Source organism: Desulfosporosinus nitroreducens, assembly GCF_023897015.1.
Taxonomy (GTDB): Bacteria; Bacillota; Desulfitobacteriia; order Desulfitobacteriales; family Desulfitobacteriaceae; genus Desulfosporosinus; species Desulfosporosinus nitroreducens.
In genome coordinates, this window is sequence record NZ_JAMHFY010000004.1 from 215,980 (window position 1) to 233,281 (window position 17,302).

Here is a 17,302-nt window from a genome sequence, read left to right on the forward strand (position 1 = left end):
TCAATTTTCCTACCAAAGCCCGAGAACTTTCCACCACATGGAACCTAGACCGACCCAAATGATCAGGTTAACTATCGATGATATAAATCCGAGTTTCCACCATGTTCCTTGATCCACATAACCCGCACCAAAGTAAATAGGAGAAGGACCCGCAGCATAGTGTGTCAAGGACATACAGAGATTTGACATAAAAGCGAAGGAAAGTGCCACCAGATAAGCAGGCGCGCCAGCGGTTACTGCCACCGAAGCGAAAGCAGCATACATTGCTGTAATGTGGGCAGTTAAACTTGCAAATCCATAGTGTGCATACATATAAACGACGATGAGGATTAAGAATGCCCAAATCCAAGGAATTCCGGCAATGCTTGCACCGACGGTCTTGGCAAACCAAGGAATAAAACCAAGTTTGGAGAGATTATCCGCCAGTGCGACCAGTGCACCCATCCACACTAGAGTGTCCCATGTGCCTTTTTCAGCAAGGATTTCTTTCCACTCAATAGCCTTAAACATCAGCATTACGGCAACGCCGAGCATCGCTACGATTGTGGCATCAATCTTCGTGAACTGTGATGTTCCCCAGAGAATCAGTGCACTGATAAAGACAAAGGCCACAACTTTTTCTCCGTAACTCATCGAGCCCATCTTAGCCAGTTCTCTAACAGCCAATTCTTTAGCTTCGGGTGTTTTCTTAATTTCAGGCGGATAAATTTTGTAAAGAAGATATGGGATAACGATTAAGGAAATAAGACCAGGGACAATTGCAGCAAGGGCCCAGAGACCCCAAGTTAGATTAACGTTAAGTGTTTTCGCAGCAAGTAAAGCAACCAACGCATTACCTGCCATAGACGTCAGGAACATCGCAGAAGTAATAGTGTTCCCTTGATAAGCTGTTTGCATGAGGTAAGCCCCAATTTTACGCGAAGAGGTTTCAGGTTCTGAACCGAACGCAGTAGCCAAACTTCTGACAATCGGGAAGATAACTCCACCAGCACGAGCAGTATTAGAAGGGGTTGCAGGGCTAAGAATCAAATCACTAAGCACAATGGTATATCCGAGTTTTAACGTGCTGTCACCGAACGCACGAATGAGGGTGTACGCAATACGGAGACCCAATCCTGTTTTTACAAAACCAATCGCAAATATGAACGCAGAAACGATGAGCCAAATTATGCTATTCGAGAAACCAGCTAAAGCATCTGCCGGTTTAAGCACACCGACAAGAGCGGTAAAGGTCACACTGATAAACGCAAGAGCACCGATCGGTAGGGGTTGGAGTATAAAGCCCAGAATTGTAGCAACAAAGATTGCAAAGAGATGCCAAGCTGGCGCTTTTAATCCCATCGGAACAGGCATAAACCAAATCAACATACCGACTAAAATTGGAATCAAACCACGAACCAGCTTATTATTCAATTTATTTCTCCCCTTTAATTTTGTCTGTTCAAATGCTCATATCCGGTACCTGAATGTGAACATTTGCACTATCTTTGCATGGCTTTATATTAACATTTCGAAAGTGTACATTCTATCTTTCTTTAATTACAAAATGATTAATAAAGTTAAACAACAATAACACTAGTCTTGTTCATATCTTTTATCATGAATTAGGCAATACTATAGGTTAATCTTACCATCTTACGGAGTTATTCAAGAATATATTTTAAATATTGCACTATTCAATAATATTTACTAACTAGACACACTCTTCATTCCCTAATAGTACAATTATTTTCCAATCTCCTTCAATAGTTTAAAATTAGCTTCAATATCTTATAATTGTGCCTTGCTTTTACATTAAGCATGAAGGAATAGAATAAAGTCGTAGTTTCAACCGGCTGCCTGGTCGGTTGAAACTACGACTTTACTCTTACTTTAGTTATATTTTGCTTTCTTTAGTTATAAAACAGTTAACATAATTAATTAAACTGTTTAAATTGTTTGAAAAAACTTAATATGTGGAAGAAAAGAAATTCAGGAGGTGCTTCTATGAGTTTGGCTATGAAAAAGGAAGTCCCAAATTCCAATTTATCTGGGAACAAGGAAATCTCATCTTCCAGTATTTTCTCCAAATTGTCAAGCGTAAAAGTCGGTGTTCTTCCCTTACCTCTCTATCTGATCTTGGCAGGGATCATTTTTGCTGCGTCTATGTACGGTCAACTTCCTGCAGATATGATCGGCGGCTTTGCGGTCATCATGGTTATGGGTATCCTTCTCGGAGATATTGGGCTTAGAGTCCCCATTTTAAAAGAAATTGGCGGCCCTGCCATTTTGGCTATTCTTGTTCCATCTACTATGGTCTTTTACAATTTAATTAATCCTTCAGCCTTAAAAGCTATTACAGCTATCATGAAAACATCCAATTTCCTCTATTTTTATATTTCGGTTTTAGTCGTCGGCAGTATCCTTGGTATGAATCGGAAAGTTCTTGTTCAAGGGTTTGCGCGCATGTTTGTTCCTCTCATTGTTGGAACAGCTGCCGCTATTTCAGCCGGGTTACTCGTCGGTACTCTGTTTGGTTACTCCATTCACCGCACATTCTTTTATATTATTATCCCTATTGTCGGGGGAGGTATTGGGGAAGGTATACTTCCACTTTCTCTGGGTTATTCGGCTATTTTAAATATACCCCAAGAAGCTCTTATCGGCCAACTTATTCCGGCGGCCGTTATTGGTAATATCGTCGCAATTGTATGCGCCGGATTATTAAAACGTTTAGGGGAAAAGAAACCTGAGCTTACCGGGAACGGTGTATTGGTAAAAACCGGTGATGACTCAGAAATCTTAAACGCCAAGGGCATGGCGGATAAACCGATCGACTTTCCGCTTATGGGAGCAGGTATTCTCATGGCTTGTGCCTTTTTCATCTTCGGTAAAGTAGCGAGCCCGTTTATCGGAATTCCAGGCGCAATTATTATGATTTTCGCCGCAGCCATCGTGAAGTATTTAAATATAATGCCCGCTAAAATGGAGCAAGGTTCGTTTCATCTGTACAAATTTGTATCTTCAAGTCTCACCTGGCCTTTGATGGTCGGTTTGGGTGTACTGTACACCCCATTGAAAGATGTCATCGCTACCGTAACTATTGGATACCTTGTGGTCTGTGCTTCTGTAGTTATAGCCATGATCTCTTCCGGATATTTCATTGGTCGCTTTATGAACATGTATCCCATTGAGTCCGCTATTGTCACTGGGTGCCATAGTGGTCTGGGGGGAACAGGAGACGTCGCTATTCTTTCTGCTTCCAATCGGATGGAATTAATGCCTTTTGCCCAGATCTCCACCCGAATTGGCGGCGCCTCGATGATTGTTCTTGCGACTATATTAATAAAGCTCTGGCATTAAGGGACTTGTGTGACACAGCGCTCGGTCTTACGACGCAGAGCAAACTAACCGTTCAAGCTCCCTGCTTTGGGGAGCGGGGTTCCCGCCAGATGAGCCATCCTTGGCTCACTGGCGGCAGTGTACATCCTTGTACACTGCCCCGTATCTGGGGTCGGTCGCTTTAACGGAAGTTTGCTATTCTGCTTACGTAAAGACGTCGCGCTCGTGTCACACTGCGTCCCGGGCTTGGGTCGGGGAACGGAAAGTTGGGGTGACGGCACATTCTATGTGCACCGTCTGGTACTGGTACTGGTAGGGGTGCACGCCACTATGGATGGCAAAGCCGCGATGCATTCTAAAATAAGAACTTCTAAAATGCGGATCAGTTGCTTACCAATGTAATTTAAGGCATACCAAATGAGAAATCAGGAGGGTCTAACAATGGGCAGTATTCAGGAACGAGCCTTAAAACTCCATAAAGAACTGGTAGGGAAACTCGAAGTCATTAGTAAAGCAGAACTAGATTCTGCTGACGATTTAAGCCTGCTTTATACTCCAGGGGTGGCAGAGCCTTGTAAAGTAATCGCTGAAAATCCGGACGCAGCCTTTGACTATACTGGTCGGGGTAATATGGTTGCTGTAGTATCTGATGGTACAGCAGTGTTAGGTTTGGGTGATATCGGCCCCCTAGCAGCATTGCCTGTAATGGAAGGAAAATGTGTCTTATTTAAGAAGTTTGGGGGAGTCAATGCGTTTCCCATCTGTTTAAATACGAAGGACGTAGATGAAATAGTTCGGGTCGTTAAGGCCTTGGAACCTAGTTTTGGCGGGATAAATCTGGAGGACATTTCTGCACCTCGCTGTTTTGAGATTGAAGCAAGACTGAAAAAGGAAACCAACATCCCCATCTTCCATGACGACCAGCATGGTACAGCCATTGTCGTATTAGCGGCACTCATCAACGCATTAAAGGTTGTTAATAAAAAAATCGATGAGATTAAATTGGTGCTTAACGGAGCAGGCTCCGCAGGAATAGCTATTACTAAATTATTGTTGCAAGCGGGTTTGAAAAATTCAATTATGGTCGATCGTGCAGGCATGCTTTGCACGGGTGAACCTTGGATGAATCCGGCTCAGAAAGAGATGGCAGAACTAACAAACCATGCAAAACTAAAAGGCTCCTTAGCTGATGCTCTGGTGGGGGCTGATGTCTTTATTGGGGTTTCGGCTCCAGGTGTACTGAATGGCAAAATGGTAGCCACTATGAATTCCGGCTCAATCATTTTTGCTATGGCAAATCCTACCCCGGAAATATTCCCAGAAGAAGCCTTAGGTGCTGGAGCGGCGGTTGTTGGTACAGGCCGTTCTGACTATCCTAATCAGGTAAACAATGTCTTGGTTTTTCCAGGTATCTTTAGAGGCGCGTTAGATGTCCGAGCTAAAGATATTACGGAAGAAATGAAGCTCGTCGCCGCCCATGCGATCGCAGGAATCATATCTGCTGAAGAGTTAAATGCTGAATATATCATTCCAAAGGTTCTTGATCCCCGAGTAGCAGCTATAGTTGCTGCCGCAGTTGCTGAAGCCGCTATTAAGTCAGGAAATTCGCGTCTATATAGAGATCTTTGATAAGCCAAGTATGTTAGCTAGCCGTTAATTACAAGTTTAATTATCCTTATAACAACAAAAAGAGCATTATAGCCCAATAGGTTATAATGCTCTTTTATTGAGTTCCTTATGCTTGACCCCATTTTCCTTTGCAAGCAACCCTTGACCTTCCATTTATGGGAAAAGAATACCATTTGTAAGAAAAAGGATTTTTTGTTTTTTAGCGAAGTATTATCAGGTAATCATACTTCCTTTTAAATTTTCTCGTCGTCGACAAATTCGAGGAGAAATTTCAAATCGCTTTGTTTCAAAGAAAAAATATTTTCAAAAAACGAGGAGGAACAAAACTTAATGAATAAGACTAAAAAAACCTTAGCTACCTTAGCCATCGCAGGTATGACCCTCAGCATGCTTCCTTTCAATGTATTTGCAGCAGGAACAGTCCCGCAACGCTTATCAGGAATAACTGCGGCAGAAACTGCTGTAGCAATTGCTGAACAAACTGGTTGGACAGGCTCTGCTATTTTGGCCTCATCTACTTCTTATGGCATGGTTGATGCACTGACTGCAGGACCGCTTGCCTCCTTCCTTGAAGCTCCTATCCTTCTGCAAGAGGCTGGTTCAGTTCTGAATGAAGCCACTAAAGCAGAACTTATTAAACTCGAAGTTAAAAAGGTTTATGTTACCAGTGGTACTGCGGTAATTAGTCAAGCAGTTTTAAACGAGCTTGCTGAAATGGATATTACGGTTGTTTCCCTTGGCGGAAAAGATCGATTCGAAACCTCTGTCAATATCGCTAATAAAATGGTGGAACTCGGTGCTTCAATAAGCAAAGTCGCAGTTGCTTACGGTTGGTTAAATCAAGATGCACTATCTATCGCCTCGATAGCTTCCGCTCAAACTCAACCAATTCTCTTAACAGAGGCTAATTCTCTTCCTGAAAGTGTTGAAGAGTTTCTGGCTGAAAATGAAAGTGTTATTGCAACGGATGTTATTGGTGGAACAGCTGTAATCAGTGAAACTGTCAAAGCTGAACTTCCTGGCTCTAACCGCTACTTCGGCAACACAGCCTATGATACGAACGTAGCAGTGCTTAAAGCCTTTGACGATGTTTTAGAGTATGATAATGTTTTCTTAGCAAATGGCGAAACTGCCATCGATGCTTTAGCTGGAGCTCCTCTGGCTGCTCAATTCAATGCTGGTATTGTTCTCACTAAAGGCAATGCTAATGAAGGCACGGAATATGTGGGCAGTAAACTGTCTGCTACCAGTGTCATAACTGCTTTAGGCGGTACAGCCGTCATTCCTGACAGCGTACTTGCAGATCTGGTTGCAGCTCAAGCTGCAGCGGTTGCAAAAGCGGCAGCGATTGAGAAAACTGAGGGTATTGTTCAAGGTGAAGATGCTTCAGCCGTAACTGCTCAGGATCTCATTGATGCTGGTGTCACTGCAACTGATATTATCGCAGCCAACCTGGAAGCTTATCAAGATGCTATTTCCGCTGCAGATGAGTCAGCCCTTGACAGTACAGAAAAAATTCAACAACTGGTTACCGATGTCAACGCTGCTATAGAGGCTGCTGAGGCTAAAGCGGCTGCACTTGTAAAAATTGACGGTATTGTTCAAGATGAAGATGCTTCAACCATAACAGCTCAGGATCTCATTGATGCTGGCGTCACTGCAACCGATGTTATCGCAGCCAACTTGGAAGCTTATCAAGATGCTATCTCCGCTGCAGACGACTCGGCTCTTGACTCCACCGAGAAGATTCAAGCAATGGTTACAGCTGTTAATGCAACTCAAGCGGCTGTGGCTAAAGCCGCTGCCATCGAGAAGATTGACGGTATTGTTCAGGACGAAGATGCTTCAGACGTAACTGCCCAAGATCTTATTGATGCCGGCGTCACTGCAACCGATGTTATCGCAGCCAACTTGGAAGCTTATCAAGATGCTATCTCCGCTGCAGACGACTCGGCTCTTGACTCCACCGAGAAGATTCAAGCAATGGTTACAACTGTTAACGAAACTGTAGCCGCTGAAGAGGCGGCGGTCATCAAAGCAGCTGCGATCCTAAAAATTGATGGGATTGTTCTAGATGCAGATGCTTCAAGCGTGACTGCTCAGGATCTCATTGACGCGGGTGTAGTTGCAGACGATGTTATCCCAGCGAACTTAGAGGCTTATCAAGATGCTGTTTCCGCAGCAGCAGACTCAACCCTTGACTCCACTGAGAAGATTCAGGATATGGTTACAGCTGTAAACGCAGCAGTAACCGCTGAAGCTGAGGTCCAAGAGTAAAATAAGAATCTAGCAATTAAATATGCAAAAGGAAAACTCGGCTGGCGCCCGAAGACACTGTCTTCGCACGAGTTAACCTTCTTGCAGCCGCAGGCGATGGCCATGGATGGCTGAGTGTCCCTGTAGCCACGGATGGCGGGAAGGGACCGAAGGCGACCGCCTTAGTTGCCCTTATGCTTCAGAAAGTATTAACGAAAAGTTATACTTTCTGGTTAGTACAATTTAAGGCGGTTCTTGATTTGAAATCAAGAACCGCCTTTTTTCTATCCGAAAACAGTGAACTTATTTAACTGCTCCCCATTTTCCTTGGAAAACCATTTCAGACATAGTCCTTCGAGGGCGCGGACGTCGTTCCTCCGCTGCATACCCCAAAGGAGTCATAGCCACAACTCGAACATCCTCCGGAACATTTAAGGCAGCACGTACTTTTTCTTCACTAAACAGGCCCTGCCAGCACGTCCCCAACCCTTGTTCCGTTGCCGCTAGAATTAAATGCTCCATCGCAAGCCCGGCATCAAGCATCATATTGTCTTTGCCTTCCCACACTTCCGATTCCTTGATCACTGCGCAGAGCACAATGACGATGGGAGCTAACATCAGAGCTTTACGCCCGGGATTATTTTCCTCCATGCTTTCAGCAATAGATTGCCGCCCTGCTACGTCATCAATCACAATAAAGCGCCAGCACTGCATATTCTTCCAAGACGGCGCTAACCGCGCGCATTCCAAAGCATACTCCAGTTTCTCCTTCTCAACCGGCTTGTCCAAATAAGTACGTAAACTTCGACGGGTCTGAGCCAATTCTAAAAAATTCAATTTTAATCCTCCCAATATTTACAATTCCCCCGAAAAACTCATTCAGCTAAGCAGAACATCGAAGGGATTCAGCTACAAAGCCTCCAGAGATCAGTGAACTCGTTCAGCTAAATCTTAACATCGAGACTTCGGTGACGCAAGTCTCCAGTACGATAGTCTCCGGTACGATAGTCTCCGGTACGATAGTCTCCGGTGGAGACTATCGCCGAAAGCGCACGTCCCGTAACAAATACTATTGCGCTGAGGATAGACTTATCGCCGAAAGCGCACACAAATACTATTGCGCTGAGGAACACACTTACAAGAGGAGGGAGTCTCTTTGAAGTGATAATAGACTCTCAGCAGATCCGTAGATCTTTTCAATCTGGTTTTACTTATTTTATTCTAAACAATCACATCAAATCTTATTCTAAACAATTACATCAAATTCCTGCGTGAATTATTGTGATTTTCCAATTTCTTTTGTTATTGCTCCCACCAAGGCTTTGCTTTTTCCCCAACTCTATCCCACACTGCCAAATCATTTCGCACTTGATTAGACCCTCTTGTCGCAATCTCATTCTTAGTAACATTTTCAGTCTCATTCTTAGTCTCAGGTTCCCTGTCCCAAGGCCATTCTACAACAGGTTCACACCTTGTTTCTGAAATCTCCGCGAACTCCTCCTCATAGCTGTCAATCCACTTTAGCTTAGAAGGGTTTGCCCTTGGTGTAATGTCTTCCTCAGTATCCCATTCAAAATTGTTGCTGCCACGATCTTCCCTGCCAAATCCCGCATAGGACGGGGTAAAATGAGTTGAAACCGTTGCCTTTTTTCCTGCTCCAAAAGCTCCTGCCACTAGGCCGATGAGCGCCCCTTCTGCAAGGATTTGGATAAAACCTAATCCACGGATTGGTAAAAACAGTGCCAACAATAGCGTTCCCACTGTGACATACCCAGCCCCAGCAACTCCGCCCATAAACCACAGTTTACTTTCTTTGGCCGTGCGGTACCCACCTACCAGACAACTTGCTAAAAGCCCGATATCTAACAATTTAGAAATACTTAACCCTCCAAGGCCCATGGAACTCCATACAATACCGGCGAAAAGAGTAAGTACCGTGACAAGTAAGGCCGTGGTGATTCCTCGTAAGACGTATGAACCCACTCCCGCACTCCTCCTTTTTCAAGATAGTTATATACATAACTACGTCGAACTCGTCCAATTCATTCCACTTCTGATCCATTATTATCCATTATCATGTCTCTTTCTTCTCGAATATAGTGTGCTATGACATACAAAAGGGAGGATTTCCTAATGGATTACGCACGCTATATCGTTAATGCCGGGGATACCATCTATAAAATAGCTAATGCCTACAACATTGAAATGGCTGAAATCATCCATCTTAATAATTTGAAACATCCTGACCGAATTTATGCTGGTCAAGTCTTGCTTCTTCCATTCCAAGGAACCTGTGAACCGCCGTCGGGGCCTGCACCTATACAAATTCCCGAACCTACCTATACATATGCCATGTGGCTGTATGAGGCCTATGCAGGGAAAGATTCGGAATTAACGGCGATAACAACTTACCTTTATCAGGCAGTGCTTTTAGACCGTCCGGAATTCGATGCCTTGTTAAGGCCTATTGCCTATGATGAAATGCAACACCTCGAAAAATTGGCCCTCGCCTTGCGTCATCTGGGTGTCGACCCCAAATACGGCTCATTAAGCAGTGGTCATTGGGTCGATTGGCGATCTCGTTTTGTTAATTATACGACCGACCTATGTATGCTCCTAGACTCTAACATTGAGGATGAGGCCAGAGACCATCGCGAGTATCTTGAGCTCGCAGAAAAAATACCTATTCCAGAAATTCAATGCATCCTAACTGAAATGGCAGCTGATGAAGAACGTCACTACCATTTATTCTGTCAAGCGAAGCAACAATACTGCAGTGAATTTTCTCCGCCTCCGCCACCGCCATGTTCTCCCCCCCCAATCTATACCCCGATTGATGAGCCTGAGCCTGTACCAATCATTGATTTACCGGGACCTCATGACGGAGGAAGAGGTTAATTACCTCTTTTCAGCGGGCATTAGATCCGTTATACTAGGAATATCGTAATCCAGTGCCACAACCATAATTTCTGTCCTTGATCAGAAAAGGTCGTTGCGTATCTTACGCAACGACCTTTTTATATTAGAAAGGAAGTAATCGGATTGAAGCTAAGCAAAACCCACGGGGCTGATCTTTCTTTGCTTTTAGTTACCTTTGTTTGGGGGTCAACCTTCGTCATTGTCAAATGGGCCATCGAGGATCTCCCACCATTCCCCTTTCTAGCGGTTCGCTTTGCCCTTGCATTTGTGAGTTTATTACCATTTCTCTGGTTCCAAAGAAATCATATTAATAAAGCCTCCTTACTCTGTGGTGCAACTGCGGGAGTCTTCCTTTTCTCCGGCTATGCTTGGCAAACAGTCGGTTTGCAATATACGACCTCCTCAAATGCAGGTTTTATTACCGGACTCTCTGTCGTCTTTGTTCCGGCCTTAGTCACTTTTACGACCCGGAAGCTTCCTAGCCGAAACCTAATCCTCGGAATCCTATGTGCTTTGACAGGTCTTGCTTTCCTTTCCTTAGGCAACAGTTTTCAACTTAATCGGGGCGACCTGATGATTCTTGTTTGTGCCTTAAGCTTTGCCTTACATATTTTCTTTGTTGGACGTTATGCGCCTCAAACAAATGCTACAGTTTTAGCCAGTTTTCAAATTCTTACTGTGAGCATTCTAAGTGGTCTTGCTACCCTTCTTTTCCCACAGCCCTCAATTCACTTTAGCTCAACGGCTTGGTTTGCCTTGCTGGTTACCGCAATTCCTGCAACTTCACTGGCTTTCTTTGTTCAAAGCAAAATGCAGCAATTCACCACTTCCACCCATACCGCGCTCATTTTTTCTATGGAACCTGTTTTTGCCGCCGTCTCTGCCTATTTTCTGGCTGGCGAGCTTCTAACCCCTAAGGGATTTTTCGGTGCGGGATTAGTCTTAACGGGTATGCTGATCGCAGAGTTTAGTGGATCGCAAAGCGAATCACCGTCATAATAAACAGCAGGTAAAAAGCTCCTCCAATCAGGAGGGTGGTCGGATAAATTGCCCCTTTTCGACTCAGGGAAATGTACGGAATAATCGCAGCTCCTAATGCAAGCAGTGCACTCCACAATGCCAAGGCATCCAGTTTCCATGGCGTAAGGGCAATTCCGATGGCAGGGATTACGGAGCTTTGGAACACCATTGCTCCGGTTAGGTTTCCCATGGCTAGCGTGTCTTTGCCCTTCCGAATCCAAAGAACACTATTAAACTTTTCCGGTAACTCTGTCGCAATCGGCGTAATAATTAATGCAAGCACAAATACCGGAATTCCAACGGCTACAGCAATGGGTTGCACTGCGTTGACAAAGCGATCTGCCCCAAAGACAATTGCGATCAAAGCCAAGGTGATTTGTAAGAGTATCATGGTCATGCTCGGGTTTCCGGAGCTCCTATCCATATAAAGCGGTGCTAATTCTTCATGTTTGCAATCATCCTTACAATCACGTATTGTCTGGTATACATAGAGCACATAGGCTGTAACCAAAGTCATCGCTGCTCCATTTTTAAGCGTTTGAGTGGGTAAAAAGGATGCCAATATAGCCATAGAATAAACAATGAGGAAAAACTTCAGATCGTGTTTCACGACTTTAGCATCCAGCCGTAAAGGAACATTCCGTCGACGAAAAAACAATGCTGCAACTCCCGTAATAAAAAAAGCTACAGTCGCTAACATAAATGGGGCACCTAAAATAGCTCCTATACCTATCTCCGCGCCTTCCGGTCCTACGCCTCCGCCTAAAATGGCCATAATAGGAACCATGGTCTCGGGTAAGGCTGTGCCAACGGCCGCGAAAATACTCCCAACGGCACCCGCTCCAAGTTTGAGTCGTCTTCCCAGCCACTCAATCCCATTGGTAAACGCTTCCGCTCCGATCAAAATGATTCCTAAACTTATAATGAGCAGCCCTATATCTCTCAAATGTTCCCCTCCCTTCTTTATGCTTATCTCCCGAGGGTCTCCCACCATACAGGCTAATTGCTGATAGTTCTCACTCTATAACTATACTAGAGTGAGATTTTTTTTATGATAAAACAACCCTCTTCAAAAGCAGAAAAGCCAAGATCCTCCTTTTGGACATGAAAATACTCCCCTTTGAAAGCGAGCAGTTTACCATCTCCTAACAAACTTTCGTACTATAATAGACCCAAAGGAGATGAGATGATGAAAATGCCACATTAACTGCAATAGTAATAAAAAAGGAGCTATCTTAACGATAACTCTCTAACCGTTCATGGTGTCCGTACCTTTGAAACAAGCATATCTAAGAGGAACATATCAGAATTCCTGGCTTTTCTCGTTCTTATATGCTTAAATGAGTATAAAGTTGGTCTCATTAATGGAATGCTAAATTAAGATTTCGGTCAAGCGCTTCCGTTGACCTGAGAACTCCAACTCCAGACTTGAAAGGGGGACTATGGTTTGAATGCTCGGTGGAAAAATCTATTCGAATTGGTTCAGATATTAGCCGTTGCTCTTATTCTGTCATTCATTGTTAGAACTTTCCTTTTAGATAATAGGATTGTGCCTTCAAGCTCCATGTTACCCACAATCCAACTGCAAGATAGATTGATCGTAGATAAACTGCTGTTTAAGTTTAGGGAAATAGAGCGTGGGGACATAGTCGTATTCCATCCTACTGCAAAATCCGGCGAAAAAGACGATCTCGTAAAGAGAGTCATCGGACTGCCCGGAGAGGAAATTCAGGTTAAGGATGGAAATGTTCTGGTTAATGGAACAGCGCTTGAGGAGAGTTATATTCTTGAAAAGCCAGATTACCAATACGATCCTATTACAATTCCGGCGGATTCATACTTTGTCTTGGGAGATAATCGCCGAGGCAGTAATGACAGCCACATGTGGGGTTTTTTGCCCAAGCAAAACATAACAGGGAAAGTTTGGATTCGTTATTGGCCTTTTAATACATTCGGAAAGTTAGACAGCTAAAGCACTACCAATCCTATATCCACGAAAATCTAGTAAATGCAAGGTATATTGCAATAAATGCATAGAATATTTCAGTAGTAACTCGTTTCAAAATCTACTCTAGCTGTAAAGGAAATAGGTTATTGTCATTTTGATACGGATGATTATTTTTGGACCTCCACTGATGTACCATTACGCAAAAGAGAAAAATAGAAGAGCGTCAAGAACTTGTGAAAAGAGATTTGAAAAGTACATCTAAATGGATTTTGTCAGGTTCGCTATGTGGTTGGGGGATATTTTCATAAAGCCACCAACAGCGAAAGACACACTACGTAAACCACCGCGCCAGCGGTTTAGTGCTTTCTTAAAACCCTACAGTATAAAACGCCTCGCTTTAGAGTTGACGGTATTTGTAGGAAACTATGTGATGGACTAAAATAAGGCTCTGCCACATCAAACCAACTCCTAGCCTAGTCACAACTTACTTTATGATCGCTTCTAATCTAAGAATAACCTCTTCAATCGTTTCTTCCGGCACTTTGCATATAAAACTCGTGTTTCTAACTCTCCAGTCTAGAGATTTAATTTGATCTGCTAACACAACGCCTCTGATTTCTAATTCCTCTGGAAGTTTAACTTCGAATGGAAATCCTTTTACCCGGCTGGTAATCGGGCAAAAAATACCCATCCCGGTCTTGCTATTATATTCCTTTGCGGATATAACCAAAGCAGGTCTGGTCCCTTGCTGTTCATGCCCGGCCTGTGGATTCAACTGAATCCATACTATATCACCACGTTCTGGCGCATACTTATTCACCATTTTTCCCCTCCAACCGGCTCTCCCCAATCTATTTCTTCCGGTTCATATTTATCAGGGATTTGGGCAAGTAATTCTTTTAAATCGTATTTTTTTCGAGTGACGATGATCTTATCTCCATCAAGTTCGATATCAATTGGGGTCCCGTCATTAATTTTTATTGAATTAGCCATTGAAGCCGGTATTCTTATACCAATGCTATTTCCCCATTTCCGGGCCATTGCCTCCATAGTGTGTCACCTCATTCTTTTTATTTAGTTTATACAAAGTATATACATTGTAATGAAATTTATCCACTTGAAAAAACCTACAAATTTCAACTAACAATTACAATCTACCGCAGGGTAGAGGAATGGACTCTAGTTCGAATAACAAAACCTTTCAATATGAACGCTTCAGCCGGGAAACTAAGATTTCACCTGGCTGAAGCGTTTTGTAAAAAGACAACAACCATTTGGCCTCTTACTGTCAGAGACCAATGGTTGTTGTCTTCTACGCACAGAGAAATCTGGTGGGTCCGCGCCGGACCGGAGTGATGGTCTCCACGTAGAAACGATCCCTGAAAAGAGCCCGGTTGCCCGGGCCAAAGATTTAGTATGGGATCAGTCCACAGTCCTCTAGGATTTGCTGACCTTTTTTGCTTAACATCAAATCCAGGAAATCCTTTGCCAATGCCGGATTTTCGGCATTTTTTGGAATAGCAATGGCAAACTCAATGGGTGCTCCAGGAATGGTAATCATCTCTCCGGAATTTCTGCCCTGCAGACTCACCGTGGACTGCTTGTAATAATCCGCATGGGCGGGGTTGGAGAGGTTTATCTTTTCCGGCAGCATCAAGTTTCTTAGGCCAAACTGATTGGCCACACAGAGATATTCAAAAGCGTAGTCTAATTTACCTACAAGCACATCAGAGGCCAAATCATACGATTTAGGATAAATCAAATCACCCCTGCACCTCTGATCTAGCTGTCCAAACAAACCAGGTCGTCCGTAATACTGCTCCGCCAACTGCCAAACCATCAGAGTACGATAGCCGCAGGGGTCTAAATGTTGGTTAGACCGTCCAAAGGTCACTTCTTCACGAAGCAATATATCAAACCAATTCTTAGCGTCGATCTCCCCACTGCCCCTAGAAAATTCGTTATAGGCCAGTACAATTTGGTCATTGGCAAAAATGTAGTATTTGTCAACATACTCAGGACCAAGCAGCTCATCAAAGAGCATGGGGTCTGCCAGAGCCAAGATATCCACCACCTTGCCCTCACGCACCTGTCTTGCACAGGCCCGTGAACCACAGGAGTCTAGTTGAATGTCTAGTCCTGGACGAGCCTCATCTAGTAACTTGGCACATTCCACCACCGGTTTGCGCAATGCCCCTGCATGTAATATTTTTAAGGTTTGCTGATTACTCAATCTTTTTTACCTCCCGTTGGTACTGCTCTAAAAACGCTTGCATTCTGATTACCTTGTCGTTAATTAACTGCACACAGTAGTCTAACGCTTGGTGACCTTCGCGGCTTAACTGGTAGGCTCGTCGCGCGGGACCGTTGTTCTCAGTTTCCCATTGAGAAATAACTAACCCGTCTTCTTCCATGCGACGCAAGTTGCGGTAAATGGTGGCAGGGTCCGCCTCGATTTCCGAGAAGCCCGATTCGTTAACCATTTGAATTAACCCGTACCCATGAGCGGGCTCATTAGCCAGAATGTAAAGCAGAGTGGGTACCAGCATTTTATCAATTCGACCAGCAATATAAGCAAAGGCAGGGTTTTGCACTTCTTCTTTCACAGTTTACACCTCGAATTTCCTTCTACATCTAACATTTTTCCTCAGTCACATAAAACATGCTGATATGGTAACTGGCCTGCAGGACCGTTTCTAAAATCTGATCATAGGATATCGTTTGGGAATCATACAGAATAGTGGCTTCCCTGTGCCGTAGCTGGCATTGTAATATCCCCGCTAACTGTCTTAGGATTTGTTGCAGAACTTTTTTATCTTCTTCAACAATAACCAAAGTTATTTCACCGGTAACCATTCTATCACACCCTGTTTATTTAGTAATACCCTAAAGTCAAGGAAATCCCACCCGCCAGGTTACCCAAGCGAGTGGAATAAGCAAACACTTTATTAAAAGAAATATTGTCCAATGTAGCTAATGGACAGGAAAAGGATTAGGGACGTAAGGATCACTTTAATCAGTTTATCCGGCATGAATTTTTGGAGGCGAGCACCTACATAGGTACCCAATAGGCCACCTACGCCAAAGAGAATACCTAACATCCAATCCGGAGAAACGTTGACACCAGTAGCAATACTAGAGGTAGCAAGGATGTGATAGTAAGTAACTCCGGCAATAGAGGTAATAAAAGTGCCTGCCATAGCTGCACCAGCTACGGTATAAATGGGTAATCCCAGTACAGCCACACAAAACGGTGCAATAATGGCACCTCCACCGATACCGTAAATACCCCCAATTAAACCTACCACCAGAGAAAGTAATAGAATTGGCAAGGTGCCGAAAGAATAGGTTTCACCCCAAAAGTCATATTCAACCTTATTCCAAGAAATCGATTTGGTCTTTACGACGGCCTCAGCGGGCAGGCCTGCAGCGATCCGGCCCGAGTTTACTTCTTTTAACTTTGCCACCTGACCGGCAAACTTATCCTGCATGTTTTTGTTTCGTGCTTTAACTTTTTTGTTCCAGCCCATCACTTCCGAAAGCAGTCGGTAGCCTAAATAGAGAAGTACAAAACCCACAAAGAGTTTGAATGTCTTGGGATTCGGAAGGTACAGGATACGTACCCAGGCTCCGAAAAATACCCCTGGCAGGGTGCCAATAATTATTGCCCAAGTTAGGGGCCAGGCCATGCGCCCTTCTTTGATATAGCGATACAGAGCACCGGGAATGGCAACGATGTTGAAAATCATATTGGTTGGACTTACGGCGGGACTAGTGAAATTCAATACACTCATTTGGAAGGGCATAAGTAAGAATGCCCCAGAAACCCCCGCTGAAGACGTCAATGAGGATACTAGAAAGGCCACAAGTGGAGGTATAAACGGCAGAACATCGACACCGGAAACGGGAAAGTGCATAATGATTCCTCCTCACAATAATTCCTCAAATAAATTACCGCCTAATTACCTAGCCTAATGTCTTAACTTACTATCTCTTCGTCCATAGGTTCATACTTCAAGTACTCTCACTGTGCATATAGATTTAATACATATGTATTCTACAGGTTTTAAATTTATCCTTCTTAATTTTTGATTTCCCCTAAAAAAACTTCTTACTTACAGTGTCAGAAATTGTTCATAATGCAAAAATCCCCCACTAATTGTAAATGAGTATCCCCCCCATCGAACTGGCGTATTTATGCTATAATTA

16 protein-coding genes are annotated in these 17,302 nt (G+C 43.7%); 6 read left to right on the forward strand and 10 right to left on the reverse strand.

Translation table 11 applies throughout. The features are described 5' to 3' along the window. Positions 1-9: 9 nt before the first annotated feature. A complete protein-coding gene (locus tag M8E35_RS06595; protein WP_252468043.1) occupies positions 10-1,413 on the reverse strand; it encodes an anion permease in 1,404 nt (467 codons plus the stop codon). Positions 1,414-1,986: 573 nt separating this feature from the next. Between M8E35_RS06595 and M8E35_RS06600 the strand changes: the two genes are divergently transcribed. From M8E35_RS06600 to M8E35_RS06610, 3 genes are all read left to right on the forward strand, one after another. After that, positions 1,987-3,342, forward strand: coding sequence for a 2-hydroxycarboxylate transporter family protein (locus tag M8E35_RS06600; protein ID WP_289710703.1), 1,356 nt, complete (start codon positions 1,987-1,989; stop codon positions 3,340-3,342). Positions 3,343-3,762: 420 nt separating this feature from the next. Next, on the forward strand, positions 3,763-4,950 hold the full coding sequence (locus M8E35_RS06605) for an NAD(P)-dependent malic enzyme (protein WP_252468044.1): 1,188 nt from the start codon (positions 3,763-3,765) through the stop codon (positions 4,948-4,950). Positions 4,951-5,280: 330 nt separating this feature from the next. Beyond that, entirely contained in the window at positions 5,281-7,227 is a 1,947-nt protein-coding gene (locus M8E35_RS06610; RefSeq protein WP_252468045.1) for a cell wall-binding repeat-containing protein, read from the forward strand. A gap of 282 nt (positions 7,228-7,509) precedes the next feature. Here the strand turns inward: M8E35_RS06610 and M8E35_RS06615 are convergent, their stop codons facing one another. Next, a complete protein-coding gene (locus M8E35_RS06615; RefSeq protein ID WP_252468046.1) occupies positions 7,510-8,043 on the reverse strand; it encodes a nitroreductase family protein in 534 nt (177 codons plus the stop codon). A gap of 465 nt (positions 8,044-8,508) precedes the next feature. Further along, positions 8,509-9,189, reverse strand: coding sequence for a hypothetical protein (locus M8E35_RS06620; protein ID WP_252468047.1), 681 nt, complete (start codon positions 9,187-9,189; stop codon positions 8,509-8,511). Positions 9,190-9,339: 150 nt separating this feature from the next. Between M8E35_RS06620 and M8E35_RS06625 the strand changes: the two genes are divergently transcribed. Together M8E35_RS06625 and M8E35_RS06630 are read left to right on the forward strand one after the other, a co-directional pair. Further along, positions 9,340-10,104 (forward strand): LysM peptidoglycan-binding domain-containing protein, encoded by a 765-nt coding sequence (locus M8E35_RS06625; protein ID WP_252468048.1) that lies wholly within the window; start codon positions 9,340-9,342, stop codon positions 10,102-10,104. Positions 10,105-10,248: 144 nt separating this feature from the next. Further along, complete coding sequence (locus M8E35_RS06630) at positions 10,249-11,124, forward strand: DMT family transporter (protein WP_252468049.1); 876 nt, start codon at positions 10,249-10,251, stop codon at positions 11,122-11,124. Here M8E35_RS06630 and M8E35_RS06635 read toward each other — a convergent pair. After that, positions 11,093-12,091 carry a sodium:calcium antiporter gene (locus M8E35_RS06635; protein WP_252468050.1) on the reverse strand — a complete coding sequence of 333 codons (999 nt, stop codon included), beginning with the start codon at positions 12,089-12,091 and terminating at the stop codon, positions 11,093-11,095. The two genes, M8E35_RS06630 and M8E35_RS06635, sit on opposite strands and share 32 nt — an antisense overlap. Positions 12,092-12,592: 501 nt before the next feature. Here M8E35_RS06635 and lepB point away from each other — a divergent pair. Further along, positions 12,593-13,117 (forward strand): signal peptidase I, encoded by a 525-nt coding sequence (lepB, locus tag M8E35_RS06640; protein ID WP_252468051.1) that lies wholly within the window; start codon positions 12,593-12,595, stop codon positions 13,115-13,117. A gap of 460 nt (positions 13,118-13,577) precedes the next feature. On the opposite strand, the gene mazF is transcribed toward lepB, so the two are convergent. The 6 genes from mazF to M8E35_RS06670 all read right to left on the reverse strand — a co-directional run bounded on the left by mazF (position 13,578) and on the right by M8E35_RS06670 (position 17,010). Next, positions 13,578-13,916, reverse strand: a complete 339-nt coding sequence (gene mazF / locus M8E35_RS06645; RefSeq protein WP_252468052.1) for an endoribonuclease MazF — start codon at positions 13,914-13,916, stop codon at positions 13,578-13,580. Continuing rightward, positions 13,910-14,143: an AbrB/MazE/SpoVT family DNA-binding domain-containing protein gene (locus M8E35_RS06650; protein ID WP_229247300.1), complete on the reverse strand. Its 234-nt coding sequence runs from the start codon at positions 14,141-14,143 to the stop codon at positions 13,910-13,912. The genes mazF and M8E35_RS06650 overlap by 7 nt, the downstream gene beginning before the upstream one ends. A gap of 361 nt (positions 14,144-14,504) precedes the next feature. Then, a complete protein-coding gene (locus M8E35_RS06655; protein WP_252468054.1) occupies positions 14,505-15,326 on the reverse strand; it encodes an extracellular solute-binding protein in 822 nt (273 codons plus the stop codon). After that, a complete protein-coding gene (locus M8E35_RS06660) occupies positions 15,319-15,699 on the reverse strand; it encodes a PadR family transcriptional regulator (protein ID WP_252468055.1) in 381 nt (126 codons plus the stop codon). The genes M8E35_RS06655 and M8E35_RS06660 overlap by 8 nt, the downstream gene beginning before the upstream one ends. Positions 15,700-15,727: 28 nt before the next feature. Beyond that, complete coding sequence (locus tag M8E35_RS06665; RefSeq protein WP_252468056.1) at positions 15,728-15,949, reverse strand: hypothetical protein; 222 nt, start codon at positions 15,947-15,949, stop codon at positions 15,728-15,730. Between the two features lie 92 nt (positions 15,950-16,041). Then, entirely contained in the window at positions 16,042-17,010 is a 969-nt protein-coding gene (locus tag M8E35_RS06670) for a sulfite exporter TauE/SafE family protein (protein ID WP_252468057.1), read from the reverse strand. Between the last annotated feature and the right edge of the window lie 292 nt (positions 17,011-17,302).

Bases quoted from the DNA above. Each gene is read 5' to 3' on its own strand.
- M8E35_RS06605 (WP_252468044.1), top strand. From the start codon at position 3,763: ATGGGCAGTATTCAGGAACGAGCCTTAAAACTCCATAAAGAACTGGTA.
- M8E35_RS06665 (WP_252468056.1), bottom strand. From the start codon at position 15,949: ATGGTTACCGGTGAAATAACTTTGGTTATTGTTGAAGAAGATAAAAAA.
- M8E35_RS06610 (WP_252468045.1), top strand. From the start codon at position 5,281: ATGAATAAGACTAAAAAAACCTTAGCTACCTTAGCCATCGCAGGTATG.
- M8E35_RS06670 (WP_252468057.1), bottom strand. From the start codon at position 17,010: ATGCACTTTCCCGTTTCCGGTGTCGATGTTCTGCCGTTTATACCTCCA.
- mazF (WP_252468052.1), bottom strand. From the start codon at position 13,916: ATGGTGAATAAGTATGCGCCAGAACGTGGTGATATAGTATGGATTCAG.
- M8E35_RS06600 (WP_289710703.1), top strand. From the start codon at position 1,987: ATGAGTTTGGCTATGAAAAAGGAAGTCCCAAATTCCAATTTATCTGGG.
- M8E35_RS06625 (WP_252468048.1), top strand. From the start codon at position 9,340: ATGGATTACGCACGCTATATCGTTAATGCCGGGGATACCATCTATAAA.
- M8E35_RS06650 (WP_229247300.1), bottom strand. From the start codon at position 14,143: ATGGAGGCAATGGCCCGGAAATGGGGAAATAGCATTGGTATAAGAATA.